The organism is Haemophilus sp. HMSC61B11 (assembly GCF_001838615.1).
Classification (GTDB): Bacteria; Pseudomonadota; Gammaproteobacteria; order Enterobacterales; family Pasteurellaceae; genus Haemophilus_D; species Haemophilus_D parainfluenzae_AD.
The window spans coordinates 20,687-44,310 of record NZ_KV837957.1 but is presented as its reverse complement, the minus strand read 5'-3'; the positions used below and the strand labels follow the sequence as shown (position 1 = coordinate 44,310).

The following is a 23,624-nucleotide window of genomic DNA, read 5'->3' as shown; positions in this document are numbered from 1 at the left end:
ATGAGTGCGGCTATTTTTTTATTGTTTCTCTGTTGCTTTTTCTGCGCTTGGTTTACGGCGTTTACCAATGTTTTTCGTATCTTTATGACGAAGTTTGGTTTTCTTCTTCACCTCTGACTTTTTCTTTTCTTCACGCTTTTCTTTAATTCGTGCTTTTTGTTTTTTAGACATAGATTTTACTTCCCCATCTTTTGGTGGTTTGGTACGAGGTTCTAAGCCTTCTAAAATACGAGCTTTCAAAAGCTCTTCCGTGTAGCGTTTAATTTTACCGAGCAATTTGTAATCATGTGCTTCAACAAAAGAAACAGCCGTGCCTTTTTTTCCTGCACGAGCGGTACGACCAATACGATGCAAATATGTATCTGCACTGTAAGGTAAATCGAAGTTCATGACATGCGTCACATCATCAATATCAATCCCGCGAGCAGCCACATCAGTAGCCACTAACACCGTAACAACACCTGATTTCAATTTATCAATAGCGTTATTACGTTGCGTTTGTGCCATATCGCCTTCTAGATAAGTAGAGCGAATGCCACGTTTACGCAAAGTGTCAGAAAGTTCTCGTACATCTTCGCGACGACGAACAAATACAATACCACGGCTCACTTTCTCAGTTTCGATAAAACGTGCAAGTAACTTAATTTTATGTTCATTGCTATCGGCGTGATAATACCACTGGTTGATTTTTTTACGCTCACGACGGCTTGGCTCGGCATCAATTTTTACCGGATCATTTAATAAACGTTCTGCAAAATCAACTAATAACTCCCCTTCTAATGTGGCAGAGAAAAGAAGAGTTTGTTTACGCCAACGTGTTTCAGCGGCAATTTTCTCTGCATCTTGACCAAAGCCCATTTGCAACATGCGATCTGCTTCATCAAAAATCAGCATTTCTACCGCACGACAATCAAAGTTCTCTTCTTTGATGTATTGCAATAAACGCCCCGGTGTTGCCACCACGATATCCTGATTTGAATTAAATACTTCCCCATGATTTTGATAAGCCACGCCGCCGGTAATGGTAGCTATCTTCAAATGCGTGAATTGCGCCAACTCTTCCGCTTGCTCTGCAACCTGCATTGCCAACTCACGGGTTGGCGTTAAAATTAAAATGCGAGGCGCGCCTGGCTTACGACGCGGATAATCCAATAAATGCTGAATCGCAGGCAATAAAAATGCGGCTGTTTTCCCTGTACCTGTTGGTGCAGAACCGAGCACATCTCGCTCTTCCATGGCAGCGGGGATCGCTTCTAATTGAATTGCAGTTGGACGGGTGTAGCCTTTCTTTTCTAAGGCTTTTAATAATTCGGGGGAAAGATCGAATTCTTCAAATGGGGATAAATTCATTATTTTGCGTTAATTTGTTAAAATTGTGGCTGATTATACCTGAAAGTGCGGTCATTTTCCGCAAGATTTTATGAGCAGCTTTACCTTCAAACAATTCCATATTAATCAACAACATTGTGCAATGAAAGTCGGCACAGATGGCATTTTACTTGGTGCTTGGGCGGATGTGTCTGATTGTCAGCGTATTCTTGATATGGGGACTGGCACAGGCTTGGTTGCATTAATGCTCGCCCAACGAAGTCATGAGTATTGTCAAATTGAAGCCATTGAACTTGATCCCCTTGCAGCACAACAAGCGCAAGAAAACTTTAAGGCCTCACCATGGCACAATCGCCTTCATTTAACACACCAAGATGTGCAAACTTATTGCCAAAAAACAGCACATCAATATGATTTAATTGTGGCGAATCCGCCTTATTTTACGCAAGGTGTGGAATGTAAAAATGATGAGCGTGCACTTGCCCGTTATGTTCAACAAAGTCATTTAGATTGGCTAAATTGGGCGGCAAGTTGTTTATCCGAAAAAGGAAAAATCAGTTTTGTCTTGCCTTATGAGGCGGGAAAAACATTGATAAATTCAACCGCACTTTATTGCATCAAGCAGACGAATGTCATTACAAAAATAGGAAAAGATCCACAGCGGATGTTGCTCACGTTTAGCCGAGAGAATTTGCCACAGGTAAAAGATAGCTTGGTGATTTATGATGAAAACAATCAGTACACCGAAGCATTTATTGCGTTAACGAAGGCATTCTATTTGAAAATGTAAGGGCATATTACTATGCCCTTTTTTATTGATGTGATTAGTGGCTTTCCGCTTTGACGAGTTTCGTCCAGTTGTAATAACCATATAATGAGTTAAGTAAGTAAGCACTATACATTAAGTACATCGCTGGCTGCTCTGCCCAAAGTAAAATGGAAAGCACATTTAAGACAATCCACAATAACCATTGCTCACGATAACGCAAAATCATCAATAATTGCGCCGCTACAGTGATAATTGTGGTTAAACCATCTAATCCTGTAGAGCTCCCACCCGCTGCTTTTAAAGCCTGCACAAAGCAGAATGTACCAATCCCAACACTCACGAGTAACATTGCCCAACCTTTTGGCGTCAAGGCTTTTGCAATTACACTTTCACCACCATTATCATTTTGCATGTGTTGTTTCCACATAAAATAGCCGATAAATTGTGATGGGATATACACATAGAGCACCGTATTCATTTCACCAAGGAAATTGTTTCCCCAGGCAACATAAAAATAGGTGTAAGCAAAAATAAGCCCAAAGAAATAATTGCTAATTTTTCCTTTACTCACCAATACCACACAGAGAATACCTGCAATACCCGAAATCATGCCTAATGGGCTATCTGGTGCAAGAACATAAGCAATAATTTGCGCAGCAAGGAAAATAACTACCCATGCCACTTCAAAAGGCTTCCAACCGGATAAAAATTCTTCTTTAAGTCGTTCTGTCCAATTCATGGAACACTCCTGTTTTATGAAAAAGTATGCCATTTTTACACCGCACTTTTTTAAAGTAAAGCTTAGGTGATATTTAATTTAATTATTGTGAGAAAAATCACACTTTACTTTTCATGCTTTTACTCGTCTTCACCTTGCATTCCCTTATAATCAGACTACAATATCGGCCCATTTTAAGAGATTCATTAAGAGGAAGATAATGTCATTTGCAATCGGTCAACGTTGGATTAGCGAAACAGAAAATAGCCTCGGATTAGGGATGATTACCGCCTTAGATTTCCGTTCTGTAACCCTTCACTTTCCTGCCTCGGATGAAACCCGAATTTATGCGGTGGCACAAGCGCCATTAACCCGAATTGCATTAAATAAAGGAGAACAACTTCATCACCAAGCTGGTTGGCAAGGTAAAGTCCTCGATATTCAAGAAATGAATGGTCTCTTATTTTATTTAGTCAAAAATATGCAAGGCGAAGAGATTATCGTCAATGAAAAAGAACTTTCTCCGATAATTTCTTTTAGCCAAGCGAAAGATCGCCTCTTTTCATCGCAAATTGACCGCAGTGAACATTTTGCGTTGCGCTATCAAACCCTTCTGCATCAACAAGCTCAATTTCAATCGCCTTTGCGAGGCTTACGAGGTAATCGTGCGGGTTTAATTCCTCATCAGCTTCATATTGCGCAAGAGGTAGGAAATCGTATCAATCCTCGTGTGCTCTTAGCGGATGAAGTGGGGTTAGGTAAAACCATTGAAGCGGGGATGATTTTGCAAAACCAGCTTTTTGCTGAAAAAGTACAACGTGTGTTAATTATTGTACCGGAGACCTTGCAACATCAATGGCTTGTCGAAATGCTTCGTCGTTTTAATTTACATTTTTCATTATTTGATGAAGAACGTTGTGAAGATTTTGCCGAACAAGCCATTAATCCATTTAGCACGGAAAGCTTAATTATCTGTGCACTAGACTGGTTGAAAGCTCACCCTCATCGCGTACAACAAGCCATTGAAGCTGAATTTGACTGTTTAATTGTCGATGAAGCACATCATTTGGCTTGGTCTGAAAATGCGCCGAGTGCAGCTTATTTATTGGTGGAACAATTAGCAAACGCTATTCCATCTGTTTTATTACTTACCGCAACGCCTGAACAACTGGGCTTGGAAAGCCATTTTGCACGTTTACGCTTACTTGATCCTGAACGTTTTTATGATTACCAAGCGTTCTTGAAGGAACAAGAAAACTATCAGCCTGTTGCGGATGCAGTGCAATCATTGCTTTCAGAGAAGCCGCTAAGTGCGGTCGAAAAAAATCATATTTCTGATTTACTTCATGAGCAGGATGTCGAACCATTATTTAAAGCCTTAGACTGTCACAATGACGACGAAAAGCAAGCGGCACGACAAGAACTCATTCAAAATCTCATCGATCGACATGGCACAAGCCGTATTTTATTTCGTAACACACGCCAAGGTGTAAAAGGTTTTCCACATCGGGTTTATCACCAAGTAACAATTGATGCAGCTGAAGTAGACGAAAAAATTCATTGGTTAATTGATTTTCTAAAATCACACCGAAATGAAAAAATCTTAGTCATTTGTAAAACAGCACAAACGGCAATTCAACTTGAGCAAATTTTACGAGAAAAAGAAGCCATTCGCAGTGCTGTTTTCCATGAAAGAATGTCAATCATTGAACGAGATCGCGCGGCGGCTTATTTTGCAGATACTGATAATGGCGCACAAGTTTTACTGAGTTCTAGCATTGGTTCTGAAGGCAGAAATTTCCAATTTGCTTGTCATCTCGTACTCTTCGATTTACCAGAAAATCCTGACTTACTTGAGCAATGTATTGGCCGTTTAGATCGCATCGGGCAAACGCGAGACGTACAAATTTATGTACCTTGCCTCGCAGGCTCTACACAGCAAGATTTAGCACGTTGGTATCATGAAGGTTTAAATGCCTTTGAACAAACTTGTCCTATTGGTATGGCATTGTTTGAACAATATGAAGCTTTATTAAAAGTGCAGTCAGAAAATAAAGCAGATTTTGAGCAACTCATTCTCCAAACGCAAAAACAAGCAAAAGAATTGCGTTTAGCCTTAGAGAAAGGGCGTGATCGTTTGTTAGAATTAAATTCTAATGGTGGCGAAAAGGCACAACGACTTGCGGCAGAAATTGCTCAAACTGATAATTCACCGCAATTAGTCGATTTTGCACTGAATTTATTTGATATTATTGGCGTAGAACAAGATCATTTAGGTGAAAAGAGCATTGTCATCACGCCAACGGGCACCATGCTTGTTCCTGATTTTCCAGGACTAAAAGAAGAAGGTATCACAGTAACCTTTGACCGACAACTTGCTCTTGCGCGTGAAGAATTAGAATTTCTTACCTGGGATCACCCAATGATACGCCAAGGTATTGATTTAATCGCTTCTGGTGACATTGGTAAAGCTGCGATGGCATTATTAATCAATAAACAACTGCCTGCTGGCACGCTGTTGGTTGAATTGATTTATATAATTGAAAGCCAATCACCAAAAGGTTTGCAACTGAATCGTTTTCTTCCACCTACACCAGTTCGATTATTGCTGGATAGCAAAGGAAATGATCTCGCTGGACAAGTTAATTTTGATACGTTGCAAAATAAACTTAAACCACTAGGCAAAGACATTACGAATAAAATGATCAAAATGGCTCGTCCAAATATTGAGCAATTAATTAAACTAGGCGATCACAAAATGACTGAAATCGCACAAGCTAAAATTCGAGAAGCCAGTAAGTTAGCAGATCAAATATTAAGTACTGAGCTCAATCGACTTATCGCCTTGAAAGCTGTAAATAAAAATATTCGTCAGGCTGAAATTGATTTATTAGAAAAACAACGCGTGCTTTCTCTGGAAGAGTTAAGTAAAGCAAGCTGGCGATTAGATAGTCTTCGGGTAATAGTGACAAACAAAGAATAATATGGCACTTATTGAATACCATCCCCCTTTAGAACCTTATTTAGATATTATCTACCAAGATAATCATATCTGCGTGGTGAACAAACCAAGTGGTTTACTTTCTGTACCAGGTAACCAGCCAGAGTACTATGATAGTGCAATGAGTCGGGTAAAAGAGAAATTTGGATTTTGTGAACCTGCACACCGTTTAGATATGGCCACAAGTGGGATTATTTTGTTTGCATTAAGTAAAGCAGCAGATAAAGAGTTGAAACGTCAATTCCGTGAACGTGAGCCAAAGAAATATTATCAAGCGTTAGTCTGGGGACACTTAGAACAAGATAATGGGGAAATTAATCTTCCAATGATTTGTGATTGGGAAAATCGCCCACGCCAACGCATTGATTTTGTTTTCGGCAAAAGAGCGGTCACTTTTTATGAAGTTTTAGAACGGTTACCAACTAACTGTACTCGAGTTAAACTGACACCAATCACTGGACGCTCACACCAACTGCGTTTACATACTCTCGCACTTGGACATCCCATTTTAGGTGACAAGTTTTATTCTCACCCACAAGCTAAATCGATGTCACCTCGCTTATGCTTACATGCAGAAGAACTTACGATTACGCACCCTATCACTGGTGAAAAAATGACATTCAGAGCTGAAGCTGAATTTTAGGAAAACAAGACATAAAAAAGGCTCACATCAGTGAGCCTTTTTATTTTATAACAAATTATTATTCCGCTGCTGCTTCTGCAACTTCTGGACGATCAACTAACTCAATGTATGCCATTGGAGCGTTGTCACCTGCACGGAAACCACATTTTAAGATACGGGTGTAACCACCTGCACGTTGAGCAAAACGTGGACCTAATTCATTGAATAATTTCGCAACAGTTTCGATGTTGCGAGTACGAGCGAATGCTAAACGACGGTTTGCAACGCTATCTTCTTTTGCTAATGTAATTAACGGTTCAACTACACGACGTAATTCTTTAGCTTTTGGTAAAGTAGTCTTGATGATTTCATGACTAACTAAAGCACTTGCTAAGTTACGGAACATCGCTTGGCGATGGCTGCTATTACGGTTTAGTTGACGACCACTCTTACGATGGCGCATGATCTTATCCTTCTCAGAAAAATCTTAACCTATGACCAAACTAGTCTTCAGCAATACTTGCTGGTGGCCAATTCTCAAGGCGCATACCAAGTGACAAGCCACGTGAAGCGAGAACGTCTTTAATTTCAGTAAGAGATTTCTTACCAAGATTAGGCGTTTTTAATAACTCAACTTCTGTACGTTGTACTAAGTCACCGATATAGTGAATTGTTTCTGCTTTCAAACAGTTAGCAGAACGAACTGTCAACTCTAAGTCATCAACAGGACGTAATAAAATCGGATCAAATTCCGGTTTTTCTTCCTTGACTTCAGGTTGACGAACATCACGCAAATCAACGAATGCATCGAGTTGCTCTGCTAAAATTGTTGCTGCACGACGAATTGCTTCTTCCGGATCAATAGTCCCGTTAGTTTCTAACTCGATAACTAGTTTATCTAAGTCAGTACGTTGTTCAACACGTGCTGCTTCAACATTGTAAGCAATACGGTCAACCGGACTATAACAAGCGTCTACTAATAAACGACCAATTGGACGATCTTCATTTTGTGAATGAGTACGAGCAGATGCAGGTACATAACCTCTACCACGTTGAACACGAATACGCATATTAATAGATGCATTTTCGTCTGTTAAGTGACAGATTACATGTGATGGATTAACAATCTCAACATCACCATCATGGGTGATATCTGCTGCAACAACAGGGCCAATTCCAGATTTATTTAATGTCAGAATAACATCATCTTTATTCTGTACTTTAACCGCTAGACCTTTAAGGTTTAAAAGAACTTCAAGAATATCTTCCTGAACACCTTCTTTACTACTATATTCGTGCAGTACGCCATCAATTTCTACTTCAGTTACAGCACAACCTGGCATTGAAGACAGAAGGATACGACGTAATGCATTCCCTAGAGTATGACCAAAGCCACGCTCTAACGGTTCTAAGATCACCTTAGCATGAGTAGAGCTAATTTGCTCGATATCTACTAAGCGTGGCTTTAAAAATTCTGTAACAGAACCCTGCATTTTATCCTCTCTTTGCTTTTAAGCTTAACTATTATTTAGAGTAAAGCTCAACGATCAGATGTTCGTTAATATCTGCTGATAAATCAGAACGTTCAGGAACACGTTTGAACACACCTTCCATTTTTGCAGAATCAACTTCTAACCAAGTTGGTTTTTCTCTTTGTTCTGCTAATTCTAATGATGCTTTAATACGTGCTTGTTTTTTAGATTTCTCACGAACAGCAACAACATCATTTACAGAAACTTGGAAAGATGGGATATTTACAACACGACCATTTACGACAATCGCTTTGTGGCTCACTAATTGACGAGCTTCTGCGCGAGTTGCAGCAAATCCCATGCGATAAACAACGTTATCCAATCTACCTTCTAATAATACTAGTAAGTTTTCACCAGTATTACCTTTTAAACGGTTTGCTTCTTTATAGTAGTTACGGAATTGACGTTCTAAAATACCATAGATACGACGAACTTTTTGTTTTTCACGTAATTGACTACCATAGTCAGACAAACGCGGTTTACGAGCACCGTGTTGACCTGGTGCTGTATCAATTTTACATTTTGAATCAATCGCACGTACACCTGATTTAAGGAATAAATCAGTGCCTTCACGACGGCTGAGCTTGAGTTTAGGGCCCAAATATCTTGCCATTTTCTTTCTCCAACTATCCTATTACGCCATTAAACACGACGTTTTTTCGGTGGACGACAACCGTTATGAGGAATCGGAGTCACATCAGTGATATTCGTGATACGGAAACCCGCTGCATTTAATGCACGGATTGTTGATTCACGACCCGGACCCGGACCTTTAACCATAACTTCCAAGTTCTTTAAGCCGAATTCTTTAACGATTTCAGCACAACGTTCTGCAGCAACTTGTGCAGCGAACGGGGTAGATTTACGAGAACCACGGAAACCTGAACCACCTGCTGTAGCCCAAGCTAAAGCATTACCTTGACGGTCAGTAATGGTAACGATTGTATTATTGAAAGATGCGTGAATGTGTGCTACGCCATCTACAACTTGTTTTTTTACACGTTTACGTGCACGAACTGGTGTTTTAGCCATTCTTTATTTACCCCGACTATTTTTTGATCGGCTTACGTGGACCCTTACGGGTACGCGCATTAGTTTTAGTACGTTGACCACGTACCGGTAAACTACGACGATGACGTAAACCACGGTAACAACCTAAGTCTAAAAGACGTTTGATGTTTAGTGTTACTTCACGACGTAAGTCACCTTCAACGGTAAATTTACCAACTTCGTCACGCAGTTTGTCAATCTGCTCTTCAGACAATTCGCTGATCTTAACATCTTCAGCAATACCCGCTGCAGCACAAATGCTTTTAGAACGAGTTTTACCGATACCGTAAATTGCAGTTAAAGCGATTACAGCGTGTTTGTGATCAGGAATGTTAATGCCTGCAATACGGGCCACTATGCACTCCTATTATTTTAACTAATTTGGTATTCTGATCTTGAAAAGCCCGTTTTCAGGATACTCAAACAGAATACCAAGGACATAAATGAGTTGAGTAGTATAACTACTCAACCGGTTCTTTGCAAGAAGAAATGTTAATTAACCTTGACGTTGTTTGTGTTTAGGGTCGCTGCATAATACGCGAACAACACCTTCACGTTTAACAATTTTACAGTTACGACACATCTTCTTAACGGAAGCACGAACTTTCATTGCTTATCCTTTTTACTTAAATGAACAATTACTGTCCAAAACCTTTAAGGTTTGCTTTTTTTAACGCAGATTCATATTGAGACGACATTAAGTGACTCTGAACTTGCACGATAAAATCCATAATTACAACAACAACGATTAATAAGGAAGTACCACCGAAGTAGAATTTAACATCCCATGCTGATGTCATAATGTAAGGGACTAAACATACGAACGTTACATAAAGACCGCCAATTAATGTTAAGCGAGTCATTACTTTATCAATGTAACGAGATGTTTGTTCACCTGGTCTAATTCCTGGGATAAATGCACCAGATTTTTTTAGATTATCTGCTGTATCACGTGGATTATATTGCATTGCAGTGTAGAAGAAACTGAAGAAAATAATCGCTACCGCATAAACAAGAAGATATAAAGGTTGTCCAGGATTCAACAACATTGATAAGTCATTTAACCACTCAAACTTATCATTCTGACCAAACCATTGTGTCAATGTAGCAGGGAATAAAATAATGCTTGAAGCAAAAATTGCTGGCATTACGTTTGCCATATTAACTTTTAATGGTAAGTGAGTTGAATGACCACCTAAAATTTGACGTCCTTGTTGACGCTTAGCATATTCAACACGAATTCTACGTTGTCCACGTTCTACGAAGACAACAAAGTAAGTTACTGCAAAAACAATAGCAGCGATTAGTAGAAGAACTAAAGGATGCATTTGTCCTTGACGAGCTTGCTCAACAGTTTCGATGATTGCATGTGGCAATCCTGCAACAATACCACCAAAAACAAGAATTGAGATACCGTTACCAATACCTCTTTCAGTAATTTGCTCACCTAACCACATTAAGAACATGGTTCCGGTAACAAGACTCACTACTGCAGTGAAGTAAAAAGTAAAACCGATATTTGGCACTAATTGTGGCAACATATTCGGTAAACCGGTAGAAATTGCGATAGCTTGGATAGTAGCAAAAACCACCGTTGCATAACGAGTATACTTGGTGATTTTTCTTTGTCCTGCAGCGCCTTCTTTTTTCAATTCTGCTAAAGCAGGTGAAACCGTAGCAAGCAATTGCATTACGATAGATGCCGAGATATACGGCATGATACCTAATGCTAAAATTGATGCTCGGCTCAATGCACCACCAGAGAACATGTTTAACATATCAATGATGGTGCCTTTTTGTTGTTCAACTAATTGAGCTAGCACGGCGGCATCAATACCAGGAAGCGGAATAAAAGAACCAATACGATAAACGATAAGTGCACCTAATACAAAAAGCAATCTGCTTTTTAGTTCACCAGTACCACTATTAGTACTTCTGCTTTGATAACCTGGTTGTTTAGCCATTTGCTAATTATTCCTCAACTGAACCGCCAGCAGCTTCGATTGCTGCTTTTGCACCTTTAGTTACACGTAAACCACGTACAGTAACTGCAGATTTCACTTCACCAGCTAAGATAACTTTAGCGAATTGAATATCTTTAGTTAAAATGTTTGCAGCTTTTAATGCTTCTAAAGTGACAACATTTCCTTCAACTTTTGTTAATTCGTTTAAACGAACTTCAGCAGTTACCGCTGATTTCATTGAAGTGAAACCAAATTTTGGTAAACGACGGTATAATGGCATTTGGCCACCCTCGAAACCACGACGAACACCGCCGCCAGTACGAGATTTTTGACCTTTATGACCACGACCACCAGTTTTTCCTAAACCTGAACCAATACCACGACCAAGGCGTTTTGCGCTGTGCTTAGCACCTTCAGCCGGAGATAGAGTATTTAAACGCATTCTCTTACTCCTCCACTTTAACCATGTATGAAACTTGGTTAATCATACCACGTACTGCCGGAGTATCGATTAACTCAACAGTATGGTGCATATGGCGAAGACCAAGACCACGCAAGGTAGCTTTGTGCTTCGGTAAACGAGCAATTGAGCTACGAACTTGAGTTACTTTAATAGTTTTAGCCATTATCAATTACCCCAAAATTTCATCAACGGTTTTGCCACGTTTAGCAGCAACCATTTCTGGTGATTTCATATTTGCTAATGCATCAATAGTTGCACGAACAACGTTGATTGGGTTGGTTGAACCATACGCTTTAGAAAGAACGTTACGTACACCAGCAACTTCTAACACTGAACGCATTGCACCACCTGCGATGATACCTGTACCTTCGCTAGCTGGTTGCATAAATACGCGAGAACCAGTGTGAACACCTTTAACTGGGTGTTGTAATGTACCTTCATTTAAAGCGACATTAATCATATTGCGACGTGCTTTTTCCATCGCTTTTTGGATCGCTGCCGGAACTTCGCGAGCTTTACCATAACCAAAACCTACGCGACCGTTACCATCGCCTACTACTGTTAAAGCAGTAAAGCTCATAATACGACCACCTTTTACAGTTTTTGATACACGGTTTACTGCGATTAGCTTCTCTTGCAGTTCACCAGCTTGTTTTTCGATGTTTGACATCTCAATTTACCTCATTAGAACTGTAGACCAGCTTCACGTGCAGCGTCCGCTAAAGTTTGGACACGACCATGATATTTAAAACCGGAACGGTCAAAAGCAACGTCTTTAACGCCTTTTGCTAATGCGCGCTCAGCAACAAGTTTACCTACTACTGCTGCGGCATCTTTATTACCGGTATATTTAACTTGCTCACGAATTGCTTTTTCAACAGTTGAAGCAGCGGCAAGCACTTCTGAACCGTTTGGTGCAATAACTTGTGCGTAGATATGACGCGGAGTACGGTGAATAACTAGACGAGTTACACCTTGCTCTCTCATCATATGACGTGCACGAGCTGCACGACGGATACGAGCTGATTTCTTATCCATAGTGTTACCTTAATTATTTCTTCTTAGCCTCTTTCATACGTACTACTTCATCAGAGTAACGTACACCTTTACCTTTATAAGGTTCAGGACGGCGATAAGCACGAATATCTGCTGCAACTTGACCAATTAACTGCTTGTCAGCACCTTTTAAAACGATTTCCGTTTGTGAAGGGCATTCTGCAGTAATACCTGCTGGTAAAGTGTGCTCCACAGGGTGAGAGAAACCTAAGCTTAATGCAACTACGTTGCCTTTAACTTGAGCTCTGTAACCAACACCCACTAGTTGTAATTTCTTAGTGAAGCCTTCAGTAACACCGATAACCATTGCATTAACTAATGCACGAGCTGTACCCGATTGAGCATTCGCTTCAACAAAACCTTCACGTGGAGTGAAAGTAAATTGACCATTATCTTGTTTAACTTCAACTGAGTGATGAATTGTGCGAGATAACTCGCCATTTTTTCCTTTTACTGTTAATAGCTGACCGTCGAGTTTAACTTCAACGCCGGCAGGAATATTAACAGGTGCCTTTGCAACACGAGACATTTTCCTACCCCTCTATTAAGCTACGTAACAGATGATCTCACCGCCTAAGCCCGCTTGACGAGCTGCACGGTCAGTCATAACACCTTTAGATGTAGAAATTACAGCAACACCTAAACCACCCATAACTTTTGGTAATTCGTCTTTACGTTTGTAAATACGAAGACCTGGACGGCTTACACGTTGGATGCTTTCTACAACCGGTTTGCCTTGGAAATATTTTAAAGTAATTTCCAATTCAGGTTTTGCACCTTCTAAAACTTTAACGCTTTCGATATAACCTTCAGCAGCTAATACGTTGGCAATTGCCACTTTTAGCTTGGAAGAAGGCATATTGATTGCAACTTTGTTCGCAGCTTGACCGTTACGAATACGGGTCAACATATCTGCGATTGGATCTTGCATACTCATTGTACTTTTTCTCCGATTCCAAAATAAAGTGGTATATTACCAGCTCGCTTTTCTAAGGCCAGGGATCTCGCCGCGCATAGCAGCTTCACGAACCTTAATACGGCTTAAACCAAACTTACGTAAAACGCCGTGAGGACGTCCAGTTTGGCGGCAACGGTTACGTTGACGACTAGGGCTAGAATCACGTGGTAAAGTTTGTAATTTTAACACTGCATTCCAACGATCTTCGTCAGAGGCATTGACATCAGAAATGATTTTCTTTAATTCTGCACGTTTAGCGAAGAATTTTTCAGCCAATTTAACGCGTTTTACATCGCGTGCTTTCATTGATTGTTTTGCCATTATAACCTGCCTTATTTACGGAATGGGAAATTAAAGGCAGCAAGTAGTGCTTGACCTTCTTCATCATTCTTAGCAGTAGTTGTGATAGTGATATCTAAACCACGTACACGATCTACTTTATCGTAATCGATTTCAGGGAAGATGATTTGTTCACGCACACCCATGCTGTAGTTACCACGACCATCAAATGATTTCGCACTTAAACCGCGGAAGTCACGAATACGTGGAACAGCAATTGTAATTAAACGTTCAAAGAACTCCCACATACGCTCACCGCGTAGTGTTACTTTACAACCGATTGGATATCCCTGACGGATTTTAAAGCCAGCAACAGATTTACGAGCTTTAGTTACTAAAGGTTTTTGACCGCTAATTGCTGCTAAGTCCGCTACTGCGTTGTCTAGCAATTTCTTATCGGTCAATGCTTCACCCACACCCATATTCAGGGTAATCTTTTCGATTCGTGGGACTTGCATGACAGATTTGTAGCCGAATTTATTTTTTAACTCGTTTACTACTTGATCTCTGTAGTAATCATGCAGTTTCGCCATCGCATTACTCCAGTTTGTTAGATAATTTCATTGTTAGATTTGAAGAAACGTACTTTTTTGCCGTCTTCGAATCTAAAACCTACACGGTCAGCTTTGTTTGTTTTTGGATTGAAAATCGCAACGTTAGAAGCATCAATAGCCGCTTCTTTTTTCACTAAACCACCAGCTTGTCCTAAAGCAGGAACTGGTTTTTCATGTTTAGTGATGATGTTGATACCTTCAACAAACACTTTACCGTTTGGTAACACTTTAGTTACCTTGCCACGCTTGCCTTTGTCTTTACCGGCAAGTACGATTACTTCATCGTTTTGACGAATTTTTGCAGCCATTTCTCACTTCTCCTTACAGTACTTCTGGTGCCAAAGAAATGATCTTCATGAATTTCTCAGAACGAAGTTCACGAGTCACCGGTCCAAAAATACGAGTACCGATTGGTTGCTCTGTGTTATTGTTTAAAATTACACAAGCGTTACCATCGAAGCGAATGACTGATCCGTCTGGGCGACGAACACCCTTCTTGGTGCGCACAACAACTGCTTTTAATACATCACCTTTTTTAACTTTACCGCGTGGAATTGCTTCTTTCACAGTAACTTTGATGATATCACCAATAGCAGCATAACGACGGTGCGATCCACCTAGAACCTTGATACACATTACGCTGCGGGCACCAGAGTTATCAGCAACATCCAGCATAGTCTGTTCTTGGATCATATTTTATGCTCCGTTAAGTTAATAATACACCCTTGCGGGACGAACCTATCCATGCCTTATAAAGATATATGGCGGATAGGTGGCGGAGTTTACCAAAATCAAGCTATAAACGCAATCAAAATTTATACTTAAGTTAGCGTATTTAAAGTGCGGTCAAATTTTCATGACTTTTTAGCAAGTCTTGGAAAGAAAAAAGCCAACGGTATAAACCATTGGCTTTTATTTTTTAACTTGTTAATTAAGCAATAACTGCTTTCTCAACAACACGAACTAAAGTCCAAGATTTGGTTTTAGAGAGAGGACGACATTCGCGAATCTCTACTACATCACCTAATTTGGCTTCGTTGTTCTCATCGTGTACATGTAATTTAGTTGTACGACGGATAAATTTACCGTATAACGGATGTTTTACCTTACGTTCAATAGCAACAACGAAAGATTTTTCCATTTTGTCGCTAACAACTTTACCTTGTACGCTACGAATTTTATCAGTCATTACTCACCCGCCTTCTCAGTTAAAATGGTTTTAACACGTGCGATATCACGACGCACTTGTTTAGCCTGATGGGTTTGTTGAAGCTGACCGGTGGCTGTTTGCATACGCAATTTGAATTGTTCACCTAAAAGGTTCACTAACTCATTATTCAGCTCTTCAACACTTTTTATACGTAAATCTTGAGCTTTCATTACATCACCGTCTTAGTTACGAAGGTAGTCTTGATTGGCAATTTAGCAGCTGCTAATGCAAATGCTTGTCTTGCGATCTCTTCTGACACACCATCCATTTCATAAAGTACTTTACCCGGTTGGATTAAGGCTACCCAGTACTCAACGTTACCTTTACCTTTACCCATACGGACTTCTAATGGTTTTTCAGTAATTGGTTTATCTGGGAAAACACGGATCCAGATCTTACCTTGACGTTTAACTGCACGTGTCATTGCACGACGAGCCGCTTCAATTTGACGAGCGGTTAAACGACCACGACCAACTGCTTTTAACCCGAATGTACCGAAGCTAACTTCAGTACCACCCGCGATACCACGGTTACGGCCTTTGTGAACTTTACGGAATTTTGTACGTTTTGGTTGCAACATTTAGCGTTTCTCCTTACTTACGACCTTTGCCACGTGGAGCCTTTTTAGGCTTGTCGGCAGGTTGTTGTTCTGATTGCGCAACTGCAGCCATTCCACCCAAAATTTCACCTTTGAAGATCCATACTTTAACGCCGATTACGCCGTATGTAGTATGAGCTTCTGCAGTGTTATAATCGATGTCCGCACGAAGAGTATGTAGAGGTACACGACCTTCACGATACCATTCAGAACGTGCGATTTCTGCACCACCTAAACGACCGCTAACTTCAACTTTGATACCTTTAGCACCTAAACGCATTGCGCTTTGTACCGCACGTTTCATAGCTCGGCGGAACATTACACGACGTTCTAATTGAGAAGCGATGCTGTCTGCAACTAATTTTGCATCTAATTCCGGTTTTTTCACTTCAGCAATGTTGATTTGAGCCGGAACGCCAGCGATTTGAGATACTGCGTTACGTAATTTTTCAACATCTTCACCTTTTTTACCGATAACGATACCAGGGCGAGCTGTGTGAATTGTTACACGAATACTTTTCGCTGGACGCTCAATAGTAATACGTGAAACCGAAGCGTTTGCTAATTCTTTAGTTAAGAATTTGCGTACTTTGAAGTCACCGTCAAGATTGTCGGCGAAATCTTGTGTATTCGCGAACCAAGTAGAGTTCCAAGGTTTTACAATACCTAGGCGAATACCATTTGGATTTACTTTTTGACCCATTGCTATTCCTCTACTTATTAACGATCTGACACAACCACAGTGATGTGGCTAGTACGTTTTAAAATACGATCTGCACGACCTTTAGCACGTGGCATAACACGTTTCATGCTAGGACCTTCGTCAACGAAGATTTTAGCAACTTTAAGATCATCGATATCTGCACCATCATTATGCTCTGCGTTAGCAATAGCAGACTCTAATACTTTTTTCACTAAAGCCGCAGCTTTTTTGTTAGTAAAAGTTAAGATTTCTAATGCTTGCGCAACTTTTTTACCACGAATTAAATCGGCAACTAAGCGAGCTTTTTGGGCAGAAGTGCGAGCGTAACGATGTTTTGCGATAGTTTCCATCTATTTACCTCTTATTTCTTAGCTTTCTTATCTGCCGCGTGACCGCGGTATGTACGAGTCGGTGCAAATTCACCTAATTTATGGCCGATCATTTCATCAGATACATAAACAGGAACGTGCTGACGACCATTATGGACTGCGATGGTCAATCCGATCATTGAAGGAATGATCATTGAACGACGGGACCAAGTTTTGATTGGTTTTTTATCCCCGCTTTCCACCGCCTTCTCTACCTTCTTCAACAAGTGTAGGTCAAGGAAAGGACCTTTCTTGAGAGAACGTGGCATGGCTTATCCTCTTATTAATTTAAATTATTTGCCACGACGACGTACGATATATTTATCAGTACGTTTGTTGTGACGAGTTTTCTTACCTTTAGTTTGAACGCCCCAAGGAGTTACTGGGTGTTTACCAAAGTTACGACCTTCACCACCACCGTGTGGGTGATCTACTGGGTTCATTGCAGTACCACGAACTGTAGGGCGAATGCCTCTCCAGCGGTTAGCACCAGCTTTACCCAATACGCGAAGCATATGTTCTGAGTTACCAACTTCACCGATTGTAGCAACACATTCAGCTAATACTTTACGCATTTCGCCTGAACGTAAACGTAAAGTCACATAGTTGCCTTCACGAGCGATGATTTGTACATAAGCACCAGCAGAACGAGCGATTTGACCGCCTTTACCTGGTTTTAATTCAACGTTATGTACTGTTGAACCAACTGGGATATTACGCATTGGTAATGAGTTACCCACTTTAATTGGTGAGTTAACGCCAGATTGGATTTGATCGCCAACTGACAAACCTTTAGGTGCTAAGATATAGCGGCGTTCACCATCTTTATAAAGCACTAAAGCAATGTTAGCTGAACGGTTTGGATCATATTCTAAACGTTCAACAACCGCTGGGATATCTAACTTGTTACGTTTGAAATCGATTAAACGGTAATGTTGTTTATGACCACCACCGATGTGGCGAGTGGTAATACGACCATAATTGTTACGACCACCAGTTTTAGATTTAGTATCTAGAAGAGGCGCGTAAGGTTTACCCTTGTATAATTCAGGGTTCACGATTTTAACAACGTGACGACGACCAGCGGAGGTCGGCTTACATTTAACGATAGCCATTCTCTAATTTCCTCCGATTACTCTGCACTGTCCACGAAGTCCAAGTTTTGGCCTTCGGCTAAAGTTACATAAGCTTTTTTCCAGTCGCTGCGACGACCCATTTTGTTACCACGGCGTTTAGTTTTACCTTTAACAGCCACAGTACGAACTGAGTCAACTTTTACTTCAAATAATTGAGCAACAGCAGCAGCAATTTCAGCTTTGTTCGCATCTAAAGCAACTTTAAGTACAACAGTGTTAGATTTTTCAGCATTGTTAGTTGCTTTTTCAGAGATGTGCGGTGCACGTAGCACGCTTAGCAAACGTTCTTGACTCATGCTAGGATCTCCTCAATTTGTTTCACAGCGTCAACAGTAACAATCACTTTATCGAAAGCGATTAAGCTAACTGGATCGATACCTTGAACATCACGTACATCAACTTTATATAAGTTACGTGCTGCTAAGAATAGATTTTCATCTAAACTTGCTGTGATAATTAACGCATCTTCAACTGCTAAATCTTTTAATTTTTGTACTAATACTTTAGTTTTTGGTGCATCTAATTCGAATTTCTCAACCACAACCAAACGGTCTTGACGAACTAATTCAGAAAGAATGCTTTTGATAGCACCACGGTACATTTTCTTATTCACTTTTTGGCTGTGATCTTGTGGTTTTGCCGCGAAGGTTGTACCACCAGAACGCCAGATTGGTGATTTGATATCACCAGAACGAGCACGACCTGTACCTTTTTGACGCCAAGGTTTTTTACCTGAACCAGACACTTCAGCACGAGTTTTTTGCGCACGAGTACCTTGACGAGCACCTGCTGCATAAGCAACAACAACTTGGTGAATCAAAGCTTCGTTAAACTCACGTCCGAAGGTAGTTTCAGAAACAGTTAGTGCGTTTGCACCTACAACTTGTAATTCCATCTCTATCTCCTAGACTTATGCTTTAACTGCCGGCTTAACGATAACATCGCCATTGATAGCACCAGGTACAGAACCTTTTACTAATAGCAATTTACGCTCAGCATCTACACGAACAACTTCAAGTGATTGAACGGTTACACGCTCAGCACCTAAATGTCCTGCCATTTTTTTACCTTTAAACACACGACCTGGAGTTTGGTTTTGACCAATAGAACCAAGTACACGATGTGATAAAGAGTTACCGTGTGTAGCATCTTGAGTACGGAAGTTCCAACGTTTAACACCACCTTGGAAACCTTTACCTTTAGAAGTACCAGTAACATCTACTTTTTTAACATCTGCAAAGATGTCAACATTGATTTCTTGACCTAAAGTGAATTCTTCACCTTCAGTACGAAATTCCCATAAACCGCGACCAGCTTCAACACCTGCTTTCACGAAATGGCCTGCTTCAGGTTTAGTTACACGATTCGCTTTTTTAGAACCAGTAGTAACTTGAACTGCAGTATAGCCATCGTTTTCAAGAGTTTTAACTTGAGTTACGCGGTTGGCTTCGATTTCGATAACGGTAACTGGTACAGAAACACCGTCTTCATTGAAGATACGGGTCATACCAACTTTACGACCGACTAAACCAATCATTGTAATAACCTCTTAATTAACCTAGGCTGATCTGCACGTCCACACCGGCAGCCAAATCTAAACGCATTAATGCATCAACAGTTTTTTCTGTTGGCTCTACGATATCTACTAAACGTTTGTGTGTACGAATTTCGTATTGATCACGCGCGTCTTTGTTCACGTGTGGAGAAATCAACACGGTGAAACGCTCTTTACGAGTTGGTAAAGGGATTGGACCACGAACTTGTGCACCAGTACGTTTAGCTGTTTCTACGATCTCCGCAGTAGATTGATCGATCAAACGGTGATCGAAAGCTTTTAAGCGGATACGGATTCTTTGGTTCTGCATTAGACCAGAGCTCCAATAAATTTAGCTAATAACAAAACTGACACCATCACTCTTCTAACTTCAAAATAGAAAAGGAAGTGCAGCTGACCTATTTATAGTCTCCAAATCGGAAACATTGTTAGTATTACATATCGTAATACTCGTTTAATAAATGATTACATTAAACGGCTTTCAATATCTGAAAGCCCGTGGATATTACACAAAAACGCCTAATTATGCAAGCTTTTTGTTCAATTAATTTCCACAAGTAAAAAAGTTCGGTCATTTTCTCGAGTATTTTCACCTGAAAAAATGACCGCACTTTTATAAAATGAAATCTACAGCTTGTTATCTAACATTGCAATATGTCTTGTTGCTGCAATCCAAGCGCCAACATAGCCCATAATCAAGCAGCTTACTAATAAGAAGATCAGCTCACCTACGCCTAATCCATTGAGCTCAAAGGTGACCGCAAAGATATCCGTTACATATTTCACAGCTGAAGTAAAGTAACCCACAATAAGACTACTAAATACGGCTGCGACAAATCCACCTAGCACAGCATAAATCATACCGGTATAAAGATAAGGGCGAAGAATAAATTGATCCGTTGCACCTAATAACTTCATCACATCAATACTTGCACGACTGCTATAAACATCGGAACGAATGCTATTTCCGATAACCAGGAATACGGCTATTGTCATTAACACTGTGCAGAAAATTGCCACGTGTGCGAAAAGCCACGAAAGTGCGGTCAATTTTTCCATCCAATCGTTATCTAGTCGAACTTCTTGCACACCTTTAATTTTATTTAAATTTGCGCGTAACTCAGCTCGTTTTTCTGATTCATTAAACGCTTTAGATGGTTTCACCATCACCACTGCCGGCAATGGGTTGTCATCTAAAATTTCTAACTCTTCACCAAAACCAGACCAACTTTTAAATTCTTTCAAACTGTCTTGACGAGAAACATAATTTAACGATTCCACACCTTCTTGCTGACGGATTTTTTCTACCACTAAGTTAGCATCTTCTTCACTTAAATTTTTATGTAAATAGATCGTGAGTTCGCTTTCCGGATAAAATTGAGTTGTTGCTAAGTGTAAATTTTTCCATAACAAATAGCTCACCGTTGGAATCGTAAGAGACACGGCAATAACTAAAATTGTTAGCAATGTACCAAATTTACGTTTTACTAAATCGTTCAACACAGAACGCAAAGTATAAGCAGTTTGCACGCCAAAAGAAGCATCAATACGTCTTGTCATTTTTTATCCTTAATAGCGTAAGTAGCCTTGTTCAAGTACAAGACATGGTTTTGGTTTTTGTTGAATTAAATTGATATCGTGTGTCGCAATTAACACCGTCATGCCTAAACGATTAAACTCTTCAAACAGATTGAAAATCCCTAAAGAAAGTTCACCATCTAAGTTACCTGTTGGCTCATCGGCTAATAAAAGTTGCGGTTTATGCACAATGGCACGCGCGATATCCACACGTTGTTGCTCCCCACCTGAAATTTGTGGAGGCATATAATTCGCTTTACTACGTAAGCCCACTCGATCTAGTGCAACCAATGCGCGCGTATGTGCTTCTTTCGGATTCATGCCAGCAATAATCAATGGCAATGCCACATTTTCTGCCACACTACGATCCGTTAATAAACGGTAATCTTGGTGAACCATGCCGATTTGACGACGTAAAAAGGGGATTTCATACTTAGACAAACGCGTAATATCATGGCCATTAAACCAAATATTACCGGCGTTCGCTTTCTCCATACCCATAATCAATTTAAGCAAGGTACTTTTACCCGCGCCTGAATGCCCAACAAGATAAGTCATACTTCCAACAGGAAGATGAAAATTCAAGCCCTGCAAGGCTGGCTGAGTCGCACCGTGATAAGCTTTAGAAACATTTGAAAATCGAATCACTTTATTATTCCTTTTTATTCTTCATTTTCGTGAACGAACAACGCTTCAATAAATTCTTCTGCATTAAATTCACGTAAATCTTCAATCTTTTCACCCACACCAATATAACGAATTGGTAAATTAAACTGATCTGCAATGGCGAAAATTACCCCACCTTTTGCTGTGCCATCTAATTTAGTTAATGTAATACCCGTTAACCCAACCGCTTCATTAAAGAGTTTGGCTTGGCTAATTGCATTCTGTCCTGTACCCGCATCTAAGGTAAGCATGATTTCGTGCGGTGCGGTTTCATCGTATTTTCTCATGACACGAACAATTTTCTTTAATTCATCCATGAGATTATTTTTATTTTGTAAACGGCCTGCCGTATCCGCAATTAAAATATCAATGTTACGTGCCGCGGCAGATTGCATCGCATCAAAAATTACCGATGCCGAATCTGACCCCGTACTTTGTGCCACAACCGGGATATTGTTACGTTCCCCCCATACTTGGAGTTGTTCTACTGCAGCAGCACGGAAGGTATCCCCTGCCGCTAACATGACTGATTTTCCTTCATTTTGGAATTTGCGAGCCAACTTACCAATTGTGGTTGTTTTACCTACACCGTTTACACCCACCATCAAAATAACATAAGGCTTTTTAGTCGTATCAATGACCAATGGTTTTGCAACTGGTTTTAAAATTTCTACCATTTCAACTTTAAGTTGTTGGTAAAGCAATTCCGCATCTTGTAGCTGTTTACGGCTTGCGTGCTCCGTTAAATTCTTAATGATTTTATTGGTTGTTGGCACGCCAATATCGGCAATTAAAAGCTGCTCTTCTAACTCCTCAAACAAATCATCGTCAATCTTTTTACCTAAAAAGAACGCTCGGAAACCTGCACCAATATTTTGTTTAGTTTTGAGTAAACCTTTGACTAAACGACTGAAAAAGCCTCCCTCACTTGGTTTTTCTTGCGTTTCGGTATTAATATCTGAACGAAATTCATCTTTAACATCTTCAACAATTTCAGACTCAATCTCAGCATCAACAACAGGAAGATCTTCAACGACATTATCTTGCTCAATAATGCTTTCTGTTGGTTCTTCCACAGGAAGTGCGGTAGAAATTTCTTCTGTTTTTTCTGTCTCTTCAGCCACTGCCTCAATCACCGGTGTATCTAAAACTGGCTCAATATTGACCGCACTTTCAGGTGAAATCACTTCTTCTACAACAGGTTCAATATGCGCAACAACGGTATTCTCAGCTTTATCCTCTTGCAGCTGTTCCGCTAACTCCTGTAATTCTTCCTGTTCAACTTGTTCTAATTGAACGTTCTCACGATTGTGAACAATCTCTTCCGTAGGCGAAACATCGGCAGATTCAACAGATGACGCTTCAATAATTGGCTCAATTTTTTGTTCTTCTTGCTTTTTATTGCGACCAAAAAGAGAGGCCCAAAACCCGCCTTTTTTCTTTTCTTCTGACATA

The 23,624-nt window shown here is 40.2% G+C and carries 36 protein-coding genes; 3 read left to right on the top strand and 33 right to left on the bottom strand.

Features of this window, described 5'->3' with window-relative positions; genetic code table 11:
• Positions 1 to 18: 18 nt before the first annotated feature.
• Positions 19 to 1,350 carry an ATP-dependent RNA helicase SrmB gene (gene srmB, locus HMPREF3263_RS01985; protein ID WP_005695110.1) on the bottom strand — a complete coding sequence of 444 codons (1,332 nt, stop codon included), beginning with the start codon at positions 1,348 to 1,350 and terminating at the stop codon, positions 19 to 21.
• Between the two features lie 70 nt (positions 1,351 to 1,420).
• On the opposite strand from srmB, the gene HMPREF3263_RS01980 reads away from it, so the two are divergent.
• Positions 1,421 to 2,119 (top strand): tRNA1(Val) (adenine(37)-N6)-methyltransferase, encoded by a 699-nt coding sequence (locus HMPREF3263_RS01980; protein ID WP_070852890.1) that lies wholly within the window; start codon positions 1,421 to 1,423, stop codon positions 2,117 to 2,119.
• Positions 2,120 to 2,153: 34 nt separating this feature from the next.
• Here HMPREF3263_RS01980 and pnuC read toward each other — a convergent pair whose 3' ends face one another.
• Positions 2,154 to 2,837, bottom strand: a complete 684-nt coding sequence (pnuC, locus tag HMPREF3263_RS01975) for a nicotinamide riboside transporter PnuC (protein ID WP_032822543.1) — start codon at positions 2,835 to 2,837, stop codon at positions 2,154 to 2,156.
• A gap of 199 nt (positions 2,838 to 3,036) precedes the next feature.
• Between pnuC and rapA the strand changes: the two genes are divergently transcribed.
• Both rapA and rluA read left to right on the top strand, forming a co-directional pair.
• A complete protein-coding gene (gene rapA, locus HMPREF3263_RS01970) occupies positions 3,037 to 5,799 on the top strand; it encodes an RNA polymerase-associated protein RapA (RefSeq protein WP_070852889.1) in 2,763 nt (920 codons plus the stop codon).
• 1 nt (position 5,800) lies between these two features.
• Complete coding sequence (gene rluA, locus HMPREF3263_RS01965) at positions 5,801 to 6,460, top strand: bifunctional tRNA pseudouridine(32) synthase/23S rRNA pseudouridine(746) synthase RluA (protein WP_005698860.1); 660 nt, start codon at positions 5,801 to 5,803, stop codon at positions 6,458 to 6,460.
• 58 nt (positions 6,461 to 6,518) lie between these two features.
• Here the strand turns inward: rluA and rplQ are convergent, their stop codons facing one another.
• The 31 genes from rplQ to ftsY form a co-directional block, all read right to left on the bottom strand.
• The gene (gene rplQ, locus HMPREF3263_RS01960; protein ID WP_005695104.1) at positions 6,519 to 6,902 is read right to left on the bottom strand and encodes a 50S ribosomal protein L17; all 384 of its coding nucleotides are present in this window, start codon (positions 6,900 to 6,902) and stop codon (positions 6,519 to 6,521) included.
• Positions 6,903 to 6,942: 40 nt separating this feature from the next.
• Positions 6,943 to 7,932 carry a DNA-directed RNA polymerase subunit alpha gene (rpoA, locus tag HMPREF3263_RS01955; RefSeq protein ID WP_005695102.1) on the bottom strand — a complete coding sequence of 330 codons (990 nt, stop codon included), beginning with the start codon at positions 7,930 to 7,932 and terminating at the stop codon, positions 6,943 to 6,945.
• Between the two features lie 31 nt (positions 7,933 to 7,963).
• Positions 7,964 to 8,584, bottom strand: a complete 621-nt coding sequence (gene rpsD / locus HMPREF3263_RS01950; protein WP_005625866.1) for a 30S ribosomal protein S4 — start codon at positions 8,582 to 8,584, stop codon at positions 7,964 to 7,966.
• A gap of 29 nt (positions 8,585 to 8,613) precedes the next feature.
• The gene (gene rpsK / locus HMPREF3263_RS01945; RefSeq protein WP_005543603.1) at positions 8,614 to 9,003 is read right to left on the bottom strand and encodes a 30S ribosomal protein S11; all 390 of its coding nucleotides are present in this window, start codon (positions 9,001 to 9,003) and stop codon (positions 8,614 to 8,616) included.
• Between the two features lie 16 nt (positions 9,004 to 9,019).
• A complete protein-coding gene (gene rpsM / locus HMPREF3263_RS01940; RefSeq protein ID WP_005548758.1) occupies positions 9,020 to 9,376 on the bottom strand; it encodes a 30S ribosomal protein S13 in 357 nt (118 codons plus the stop codon).
• 141 nt (positions 9,377 to 9,517) lie between these two features.
• Entirely contained in the window at positions 9,518 to 9,631 is a 114-nt protein-coding gene (gene rpmJ, locus HMPREF3263_RS01935) for a 50S ribosomal protein L36 (RefSeq protein ID WP_005625868.1), read from the bottom strand.
• Positions 9,632 to 9,659: 28 nt separating this feature from the next.
• Positions 9,660 to 10,985, bottom strand: coding sequence for a preprotein translocase subunit SecY (gene secY / locus HMPREF3263_RS01930; protein ID WP_005695101.1), 1,326 nt, complete (start codon positions 10,983 to 10,985; stop codon positions 9,660 to 9,662).
• A 7-nt stretch (positions 10,986 to 10,992) separates the two neighbouring features.
• Positions 10,993 to 11,427, bottom strand: a complete 435-nt coding sequence (gene rplO, locus HMPREF3263_RS01925) for a 50S ribosomal protein L15 (RefSeq protein ID WP_005695100.1) — start codon at positions 11,425 to 11,427, stop codon at positions 10,993 to 10,995.
• A gap of 4 nt (positions 11,428 to 11,431) precedes the next feature.
• Entirely contained in the window at positions 11,432 to 11,611 is a 180-nt protein-coding gene (gene rpmD / locus HMPREF3263_RS01920; protein WP_005543631.1) for a 50S ribosomal protein L30, read from the bottom strand.
• A 6-nt stretch (positions 11,612 to 11,617) separates the two neighbouring features.
• On the bottom strand, positions 11,618 to 12,118 hold the full coding sequence (gene rpsE, locus HMPREF3263_RS01915) for a 30S ribosomal protein S5 (protein WP_005695098.1): 501 nt from the start codon (positions 12,116 to 12,118) through the stop codon (positions 11,618 to 11,620).
• Between the two features lie 14 nt (positions 12,119 to 12,132).
• Positions 12,133 to 12,486 (bottom strand): 50S ribosomal protein L18, encoded by a 354-nt coding sequence (gene rplR / locus HMPREF3263_RS01910; RefSeq protein ID WP_005695097.1) that lies wholly within the window; start codon positions 12,484 to 12,486, stop codon positions 12,133 to 12,135.
• 13 nt (positions 12,487 to 12,499) lie between these two features.
• The gene (gene rplF / locus HMPREF3263_RS01905; RefSeq protein ID WP_005698881.1) at positions 12,500 to 13,033 is read right to left on the bottom strand and encodes a 50S ribosomal protein L6; all 534 of its coding nucleotides are present in this window, start codon (positions 13,031 to 13,033) and stop codon (positions 12,500 to 12,502) included.
• Between the two features lie 15 nt (positions 13,034 to 13,048).
• Positions 13,049 to 13,441 carry a 30S ribosomal protein S8 gene (gene rpsH / locus HMPREF3263_RS01900; protein WP_005625877.1) on the bottom strand — a complete coding sequence of 131 codons (393 nt, stop codon included), beginning with the start codon at positions 13,439 to 13,441 and terminating at the stop codon, positions 13,049 to 13,051.
• A 36-nt stretch (positions 13,442 to 13,477) separates the two neighbouring features.
• Entirely contained in the window at positions 13,478 to 13,783 is a 306-nt protein-coding gene (gene rpsN, locus HMPREF3263_RS01895; RefSeq protein WP_005695094.1) for a 30S ribosomal protein S14, read from the bottom strand.
• Positions 13,784 to 13,794: 11 nt separating this feature from the next.
• On the bottom strand, positions 13,795 to 14,334 hold the full coding sequence (gene rplE, locus HMPREF3263_RS01890; RefSeq protein WP_005695093.1) for a 50S ribosomal protein L5: 540 nt from the start codon (positions 14,332 to 14,334) through the stop codon (positions 13,795 to 13,797).
• Between the two features lie 17 nt (positions 14,335 to 14,351).
• Positions 14,352 to 14,663, bottom strand: a complete 312-nt coding sequence (gene rplX, locus HMPREF3263_RS01885; protein WP_005695092.1) for a 50S ribosomal protein L24 — start codon at positions 14,661 to 14,663, stop codon at positions 14,352 to 14,354.
• Positions 14,664 to 14,676: 13 nt separating this feature from the next.
• Positions 14,677 to 15,048 carry a 50S ribosomal protein L14 gene (gene rplN, locus HMPREF3263_RS01880; RefSeq protein WP_005619403.1) on the bottom strand — a complete coding sequence of 124 codons (372 nt, stop codon included), beginning with the start codon at positions 15,046 to 15,048 and terminating at the stop codon, positions 14,677 to 14,679.
• A gap of 238 nt (positions 15,049 to 15,286) precedes the next feature.
• Positions 15,287 to 15,544: a 30S ribosomal protein S17 gene (gene rpsQ / locus HMPREF3263_RS01875; RefSeq protein ID WP_005695091.1), complete on the bottom strand. Its 258-nt coding sequence runs from the start codon at positions 15,542 to 15,544 to the stop codon at positions 15,287 to 15,289.
• The gene (rpmC, locus tag HMPREF3263_RS01870) at positions 15,544 to 15,735 is read right to left on the bottom strand and encodes a 50S ribosomal protein L29 (protein ID WP_005698890.1); all 192 of its coding nucleotides are present in this window, start codon (positions 15,733 to 15,735) and stop codon (positions 15,544 to 15,546) included. The genes rpsQ and rpmC overlap by 1 nt, the downstream gene beginning before the upstream one ends.
• Positions 15,735 to 16,145 (bottom strand): 50S ribosomal protein L16, encoded by a 411-nt coding sequence (gene rplP, locus HMPREF3263_RS01865; protein ID WP_005695088.1) that lies wholly within the window; start codon positions 16,143 to 16,145, stop codon positions 15,735 to 15,737. The genes rpmC and rplP overlap by 1 nt, the downstream gene beginning before the upstream one ends.
• 13 nt (positions 16,146 to 16,158) lie before the next feature.
• Entirely contained in the window at positions 16,159 to 16,866 is a 708-nt protein-coding gene (gene rpsC, locus HMPREF3263_RS01860) for a 30S ribosomal protein S3 (RefSeq protein WP_005640982.1), read from the bottom strand.
• Between the two features lie 17 nt (positions 16,867 to 16,883).
• Positions 16,884 to 17,216, bottom strand: coding sequence for a 50S ribosomal protein L22 (gene rplV, locus HMPREF3263_RS01855; protein ID WP_005625897.1), 333 nt, complete (start codon positions 17,214 to 17,216; stop codon positions 16,884 to 16,886).
• Positions 17,217 to 17,227: 11 nt separating this feature from the next.
• Positions 17,228 to 17,503, bottom strand: a complete 276-nt coding sequence (gene rpsS, locus HMPREF3263_RS01850; protein WP_005539416.1) for a 30S ribosomal protein S19 — start codon at positions 17,501 to 17,503, stop codon at positions 17,228 to 17,230.
• A 24-nt stretch (positions 17,504 to 17,527) separates the two neighbouring features.
• Complete coding sequence (rplB, locus tag HMPREF3263_RS01845; protein ID WP_005640979.1) at positions 17,528 to 18,349, bottom strand: 50S ribosomal protein L2; 822 nt, start codon at positions 18,347 to 18,349, stop codon at positions 17,528 to 17,530.
• 17 nt (positions 18,350 to 18,366) lie between these two features.
• Positions 18,367 to 18,666: a 50S ribosomal protein L23 gene (rplW, locus tag HMPREF3263_RS01840; protein WP_005698919.1), complete on the bottom strand. Its 300-nt coding sequence runs from the start codon at positions 18,664 to 18,666 to the stop codon at positions 18,367 to 18,369.
• Positions 18,663 to 19,265 carry a 50S ribosomal protein L4 gene (gene rplD, locus HMPREF3263_RS01835; RefSeq protein ID WP_005695085.1) on the bottom strand — a complete coding sequence of 201 codons (603 nt, stop codon included), beginning with the start codon at positions 19,263 to 19,265 and terminating at the stop codon, positions 18,663 to 18,665. The genes rplW and rplD overlap by 4 nt, the downstream gene beginning before the upstream one ends.
• 15 nt (positions 19,266 to 19,280) lie before the next feature.
• A complete protein-coding gene (rplC, locus tag HMPREF3263_RS01830; RefSeq protein ID WP_005632753.1) occupies positions 19,281 to 19,907 on the bottom strand; it encodes a 50S ribosomal protein L3 in 627 nt (208 codons plus the stop codon).
• A gap of 16 nt (positions 19,908 to 19,923) precedes the next feature.
• A complete protein-coding gene (gene rpsJ, locus HMPREF3263_RS01825) occupies positions 19,924 to 20,235 on the bottom strand; it encodes a 30S ribosomal protein S10 (RefSeq protein WP_001181005.1) in 312 nt (103 codons plus the stop codon).
• Positions 20,236 to 20,552: 317 nt separating this feature from the next.
• Positions 20,553 to 21,485 carry a permease-like cell division protein FtsX gene (ftsX, locus tag HMPREF3263_RS01820; protein ID WP_005698904.1) on the bottom strand — a complete coding sequence of 311 codons (933 nt, stop codon included), beginning with the start codon at positions 21,483 to 21,485 and terminating at the stop codon, positions 20,553 to 20,555.
• Positions 21,486 to 21,494: 9 nt separating this feature from the next.
• Positions 21,495 to 22,151, bottom strand: coding sequence for a cell division ATP-binding protein FtsE (ftsE, locus tag HMPREF3263_RS01815; RefSeq protein WP_005695082.1), 657 nt, complete (start codon positions 22,149 to 22,151; stop codon positions 21,495 to 21,497).
• Between the two features lie 14 nt (positions 22,152 to 22,165).
• Positions 22,166 to 23,623 (bottom strand): signal recognition particle-docking protein FtsY, encoded by a 1,458-nt coding sequence (gene ftsY, locus HMPREF3263_RS01810; protein ID WP_049371295.1) that lies wholly within the window; start codon positions 23,621 to 23,623, stop codon positions 22,166 to 22,168.
• Position 23,624 lies beyond the last annotated feature (1 nt).

Bases quoted from the DNA above. Each gene is read 5' to 3' on its own strand.
- srmB (WP_005695110.1), bottom strand. From the start codon at position 1,350: ATGAATTTATCCCCATTTGAAGAATTCGATCTTTCCCCCGAATTATTA.
- HMPREF3263_RS01980 (WP_070852890.1), top strand. From the start codon at position 1,421: ATGAGCAGCTTTACCTTCAAACAATTCCATATTAATCAACAACATTGT.
- pnuC (WP_032822543.1), bottom strand. From the start codon at position 2,837: ATGAATTGGACAGAACGACTTAAAGAAGAATTTTTATCCGGTTGGAAG.
- rapA (WP_070852889.1), top strand. From the start codon at position 3,037: ATGTCATTTGCAATCGGTCAACGTTGGATTAGCGAAACAGAAAATAGC.
- rluA (WP_005698860.1), top strand. From the start codon at position 5,801: ATGGCACTTATTGAATACCATCCCCCTTTAGAACCTTATTTAGATATT.
- rplQ (WP_005695104.1), bottom strand. From the start codon at position 6,902: ATGCGCCATCGTAAGAGTGGTCGTCAACTAAACCGTAATAGCAGCCAT.
- rpoA (WP_005695102.1), bottom strand. From the start codon at position 7,932: ATGCAGGGTTCTGTTACAGAATTTTTAAAGCCACGCTTAGTAGATATC.
- rpsD (WP_005625866.1), bottom strand. From the start codon at position 8,584: ATGGCAAGATATTTGGGCCCTAAACTCAAGCTCAGCCGTCGTGAAGGC.
- rpsK (WP_005543603.1), bottom strand. From the start codon at position 9,003: ATGGCTAAAACACCAGTTCGTGCACGTAAACGTGTAAAAAAACAAGTT.
- rpmJ (WP_005625868.1), bottom strand. From the start codon at position 9,631: ATGAAAGTTCGTGCTTCCGTTAAGAAGATGTGTCGTAACTGTAAAATT.
- secY (WP_005695101.1), bottom strand. From the start codon at position 10,985: ATGGCTAAACAACCAGGTTATCAAAGCAGAAGTACTAATAGTGGTACT.
- rplO (WP_005695100.1), bottom strand. From the start codon at position 11,427: ATGCGTTTAAATACTCTATCTCCGGCTGAAGGTGCTAAGCACAGCGCA.
- rpmD (WP_005543631.1), bottom strand. From the start codon at position 11,611: ATGGCTAAAACTATTAAAGTAACTCAAGTTCGTAGCTCAATTGCTCGT.
- rpsE (WP_005695098.1), bottom strand. From the start codon at position 12,118: ATGTCAAACATCGAAAAACAAGCTGGTGAACTGCAAGAGAAGCTAATC.
- rplR (WP_005695097.1), bottom strand. From the start codon at position 12,486: ATGGATAAGAAATCAGCTCGTATCCGTCGTGCAGCTCGTGCACGTCAT.
- rplF (WP_005698881.1), bottom strand. From the start codon at position 13,033: ATGTCTCGTGTTGCAAAGGCACCTGTTAATATTCCTGCCGGCGTTGAA.
- rpsH (WP_005625877.1), bottom strand. From the start codon at position 13,441: ATGAGTATGCAAGATCCAATCGCAGATATGTTGACCCGTATTCGTAAC.
- rpsN (WP_005695094.1), bottom strand. From the start codon at position 13,783: ATGGCAAAACAATCAATGAAAGCACGCGATGTAAAACGCGTTAAATTG.
- rplE (WP_005695093.1), bottom strand. From the start codon at position 14,334: ATGGCGAAACTGCATGATTACTACAGAGATCAAGTAGTAAACGAGTTA.
- rplX (WP_005695092.1), bottom strand. From the start codon at position 14,663: ATGGCTGCAAAAATTCGTCAAAACGATGAAGTAATCGTACTTGCCGGT.
- rplN (WP_005619403.1), bottom strand. From the start codon at position 15,048: ATGATCCAAGAACAGACTATGCTGGATGTTGCTGATAACTCTGGTGCC.
- rpsQ (WP_005695091.1), bottom strand. From the start codon at position 15,544: ATGACTGATAAAATTCGTAGCGTACAAGGTAAAGTTGTTAGCGACAAA.
- rpmC (WP_005698890.1), bottom strand. From the start codon at position 15,735: ATGAAAGCTCAAGATTTACGTATAAAAAGTGTTGAAGAGCTGAATAAT.
- rplP (WP_005695088.1), bottom strand. From the start codon at position 16,145: ATGTTGCAACCAAAACGTACAAAATTCCGTAAAGTTCACAAAGGCCGT.
- rpsC (WP_005640982.1), bottom strand. From the start codon at position 16,866: ATGGGTCAAAAAGTAAATCCAAATGGTATTCGCCTAGGTATTGTAAAA.
- rplV (WP_005625897.1), bottom strand. From the start codon at position 17,216: ATGGAAACTATCGCAAAACATCGTTACGCTCGCACTTCTGCCCAAAAA.
- rpsS (WP_005539416.1), bottom strand. From the start codon at position 17,503: ATGCCACGTTCTCTCAAGAAAGGTCCTTTCCTTGACCTACACTTGTTG.
- rplB (WP_005640979.1), bottom strand. From the start codon at position 18,349: ATGGCTATCGTTAAATGTAAGCCGACCTCCGCTGGTCGTCGTCACGTT.
- rplW (WP_005698919.1), bottom strand. From the start codon at position 18,666: ATGAGTCAAGAACGTTTGCTAAGCGTGCTACGTGCACCGCACATCTCT.
- rplD (WP_005695085.1), bottom strand. From the start codon at position 19,265: ATGGAATTACAAGTTGTAGGTGCAAACGCACTAACTGTTTCTGAAACT.
- rplC (WP_005632753.1), bottom strand. From the start codon at position 19,907: ATGATTGGTTTAGTCGGTCGTAAAGTTGGTATGACCCGTATCTTCAAT.
- rpsJ (WP_001181005.1), bottom strand. From the start codon at position 20,235: ATGCAGAACCAAAGAATCCGTATCCGCTTAAAAGCTTTCGATCACCGT.
- ftsX (WP_005698904.1), bottom strand. From the start codon at position 21,485: ATGACAAGACGTATTGATGCTTCTTTTGGCGTGCAAACTGCTTATACT.
- ftsY (WP_049371295.1), bottom strand. From the start codon at position 23,623: ATGTCAGAAGAAAAGAAAAAAGGCGGGTTTTGGGCCTCTCTTTTTGGT.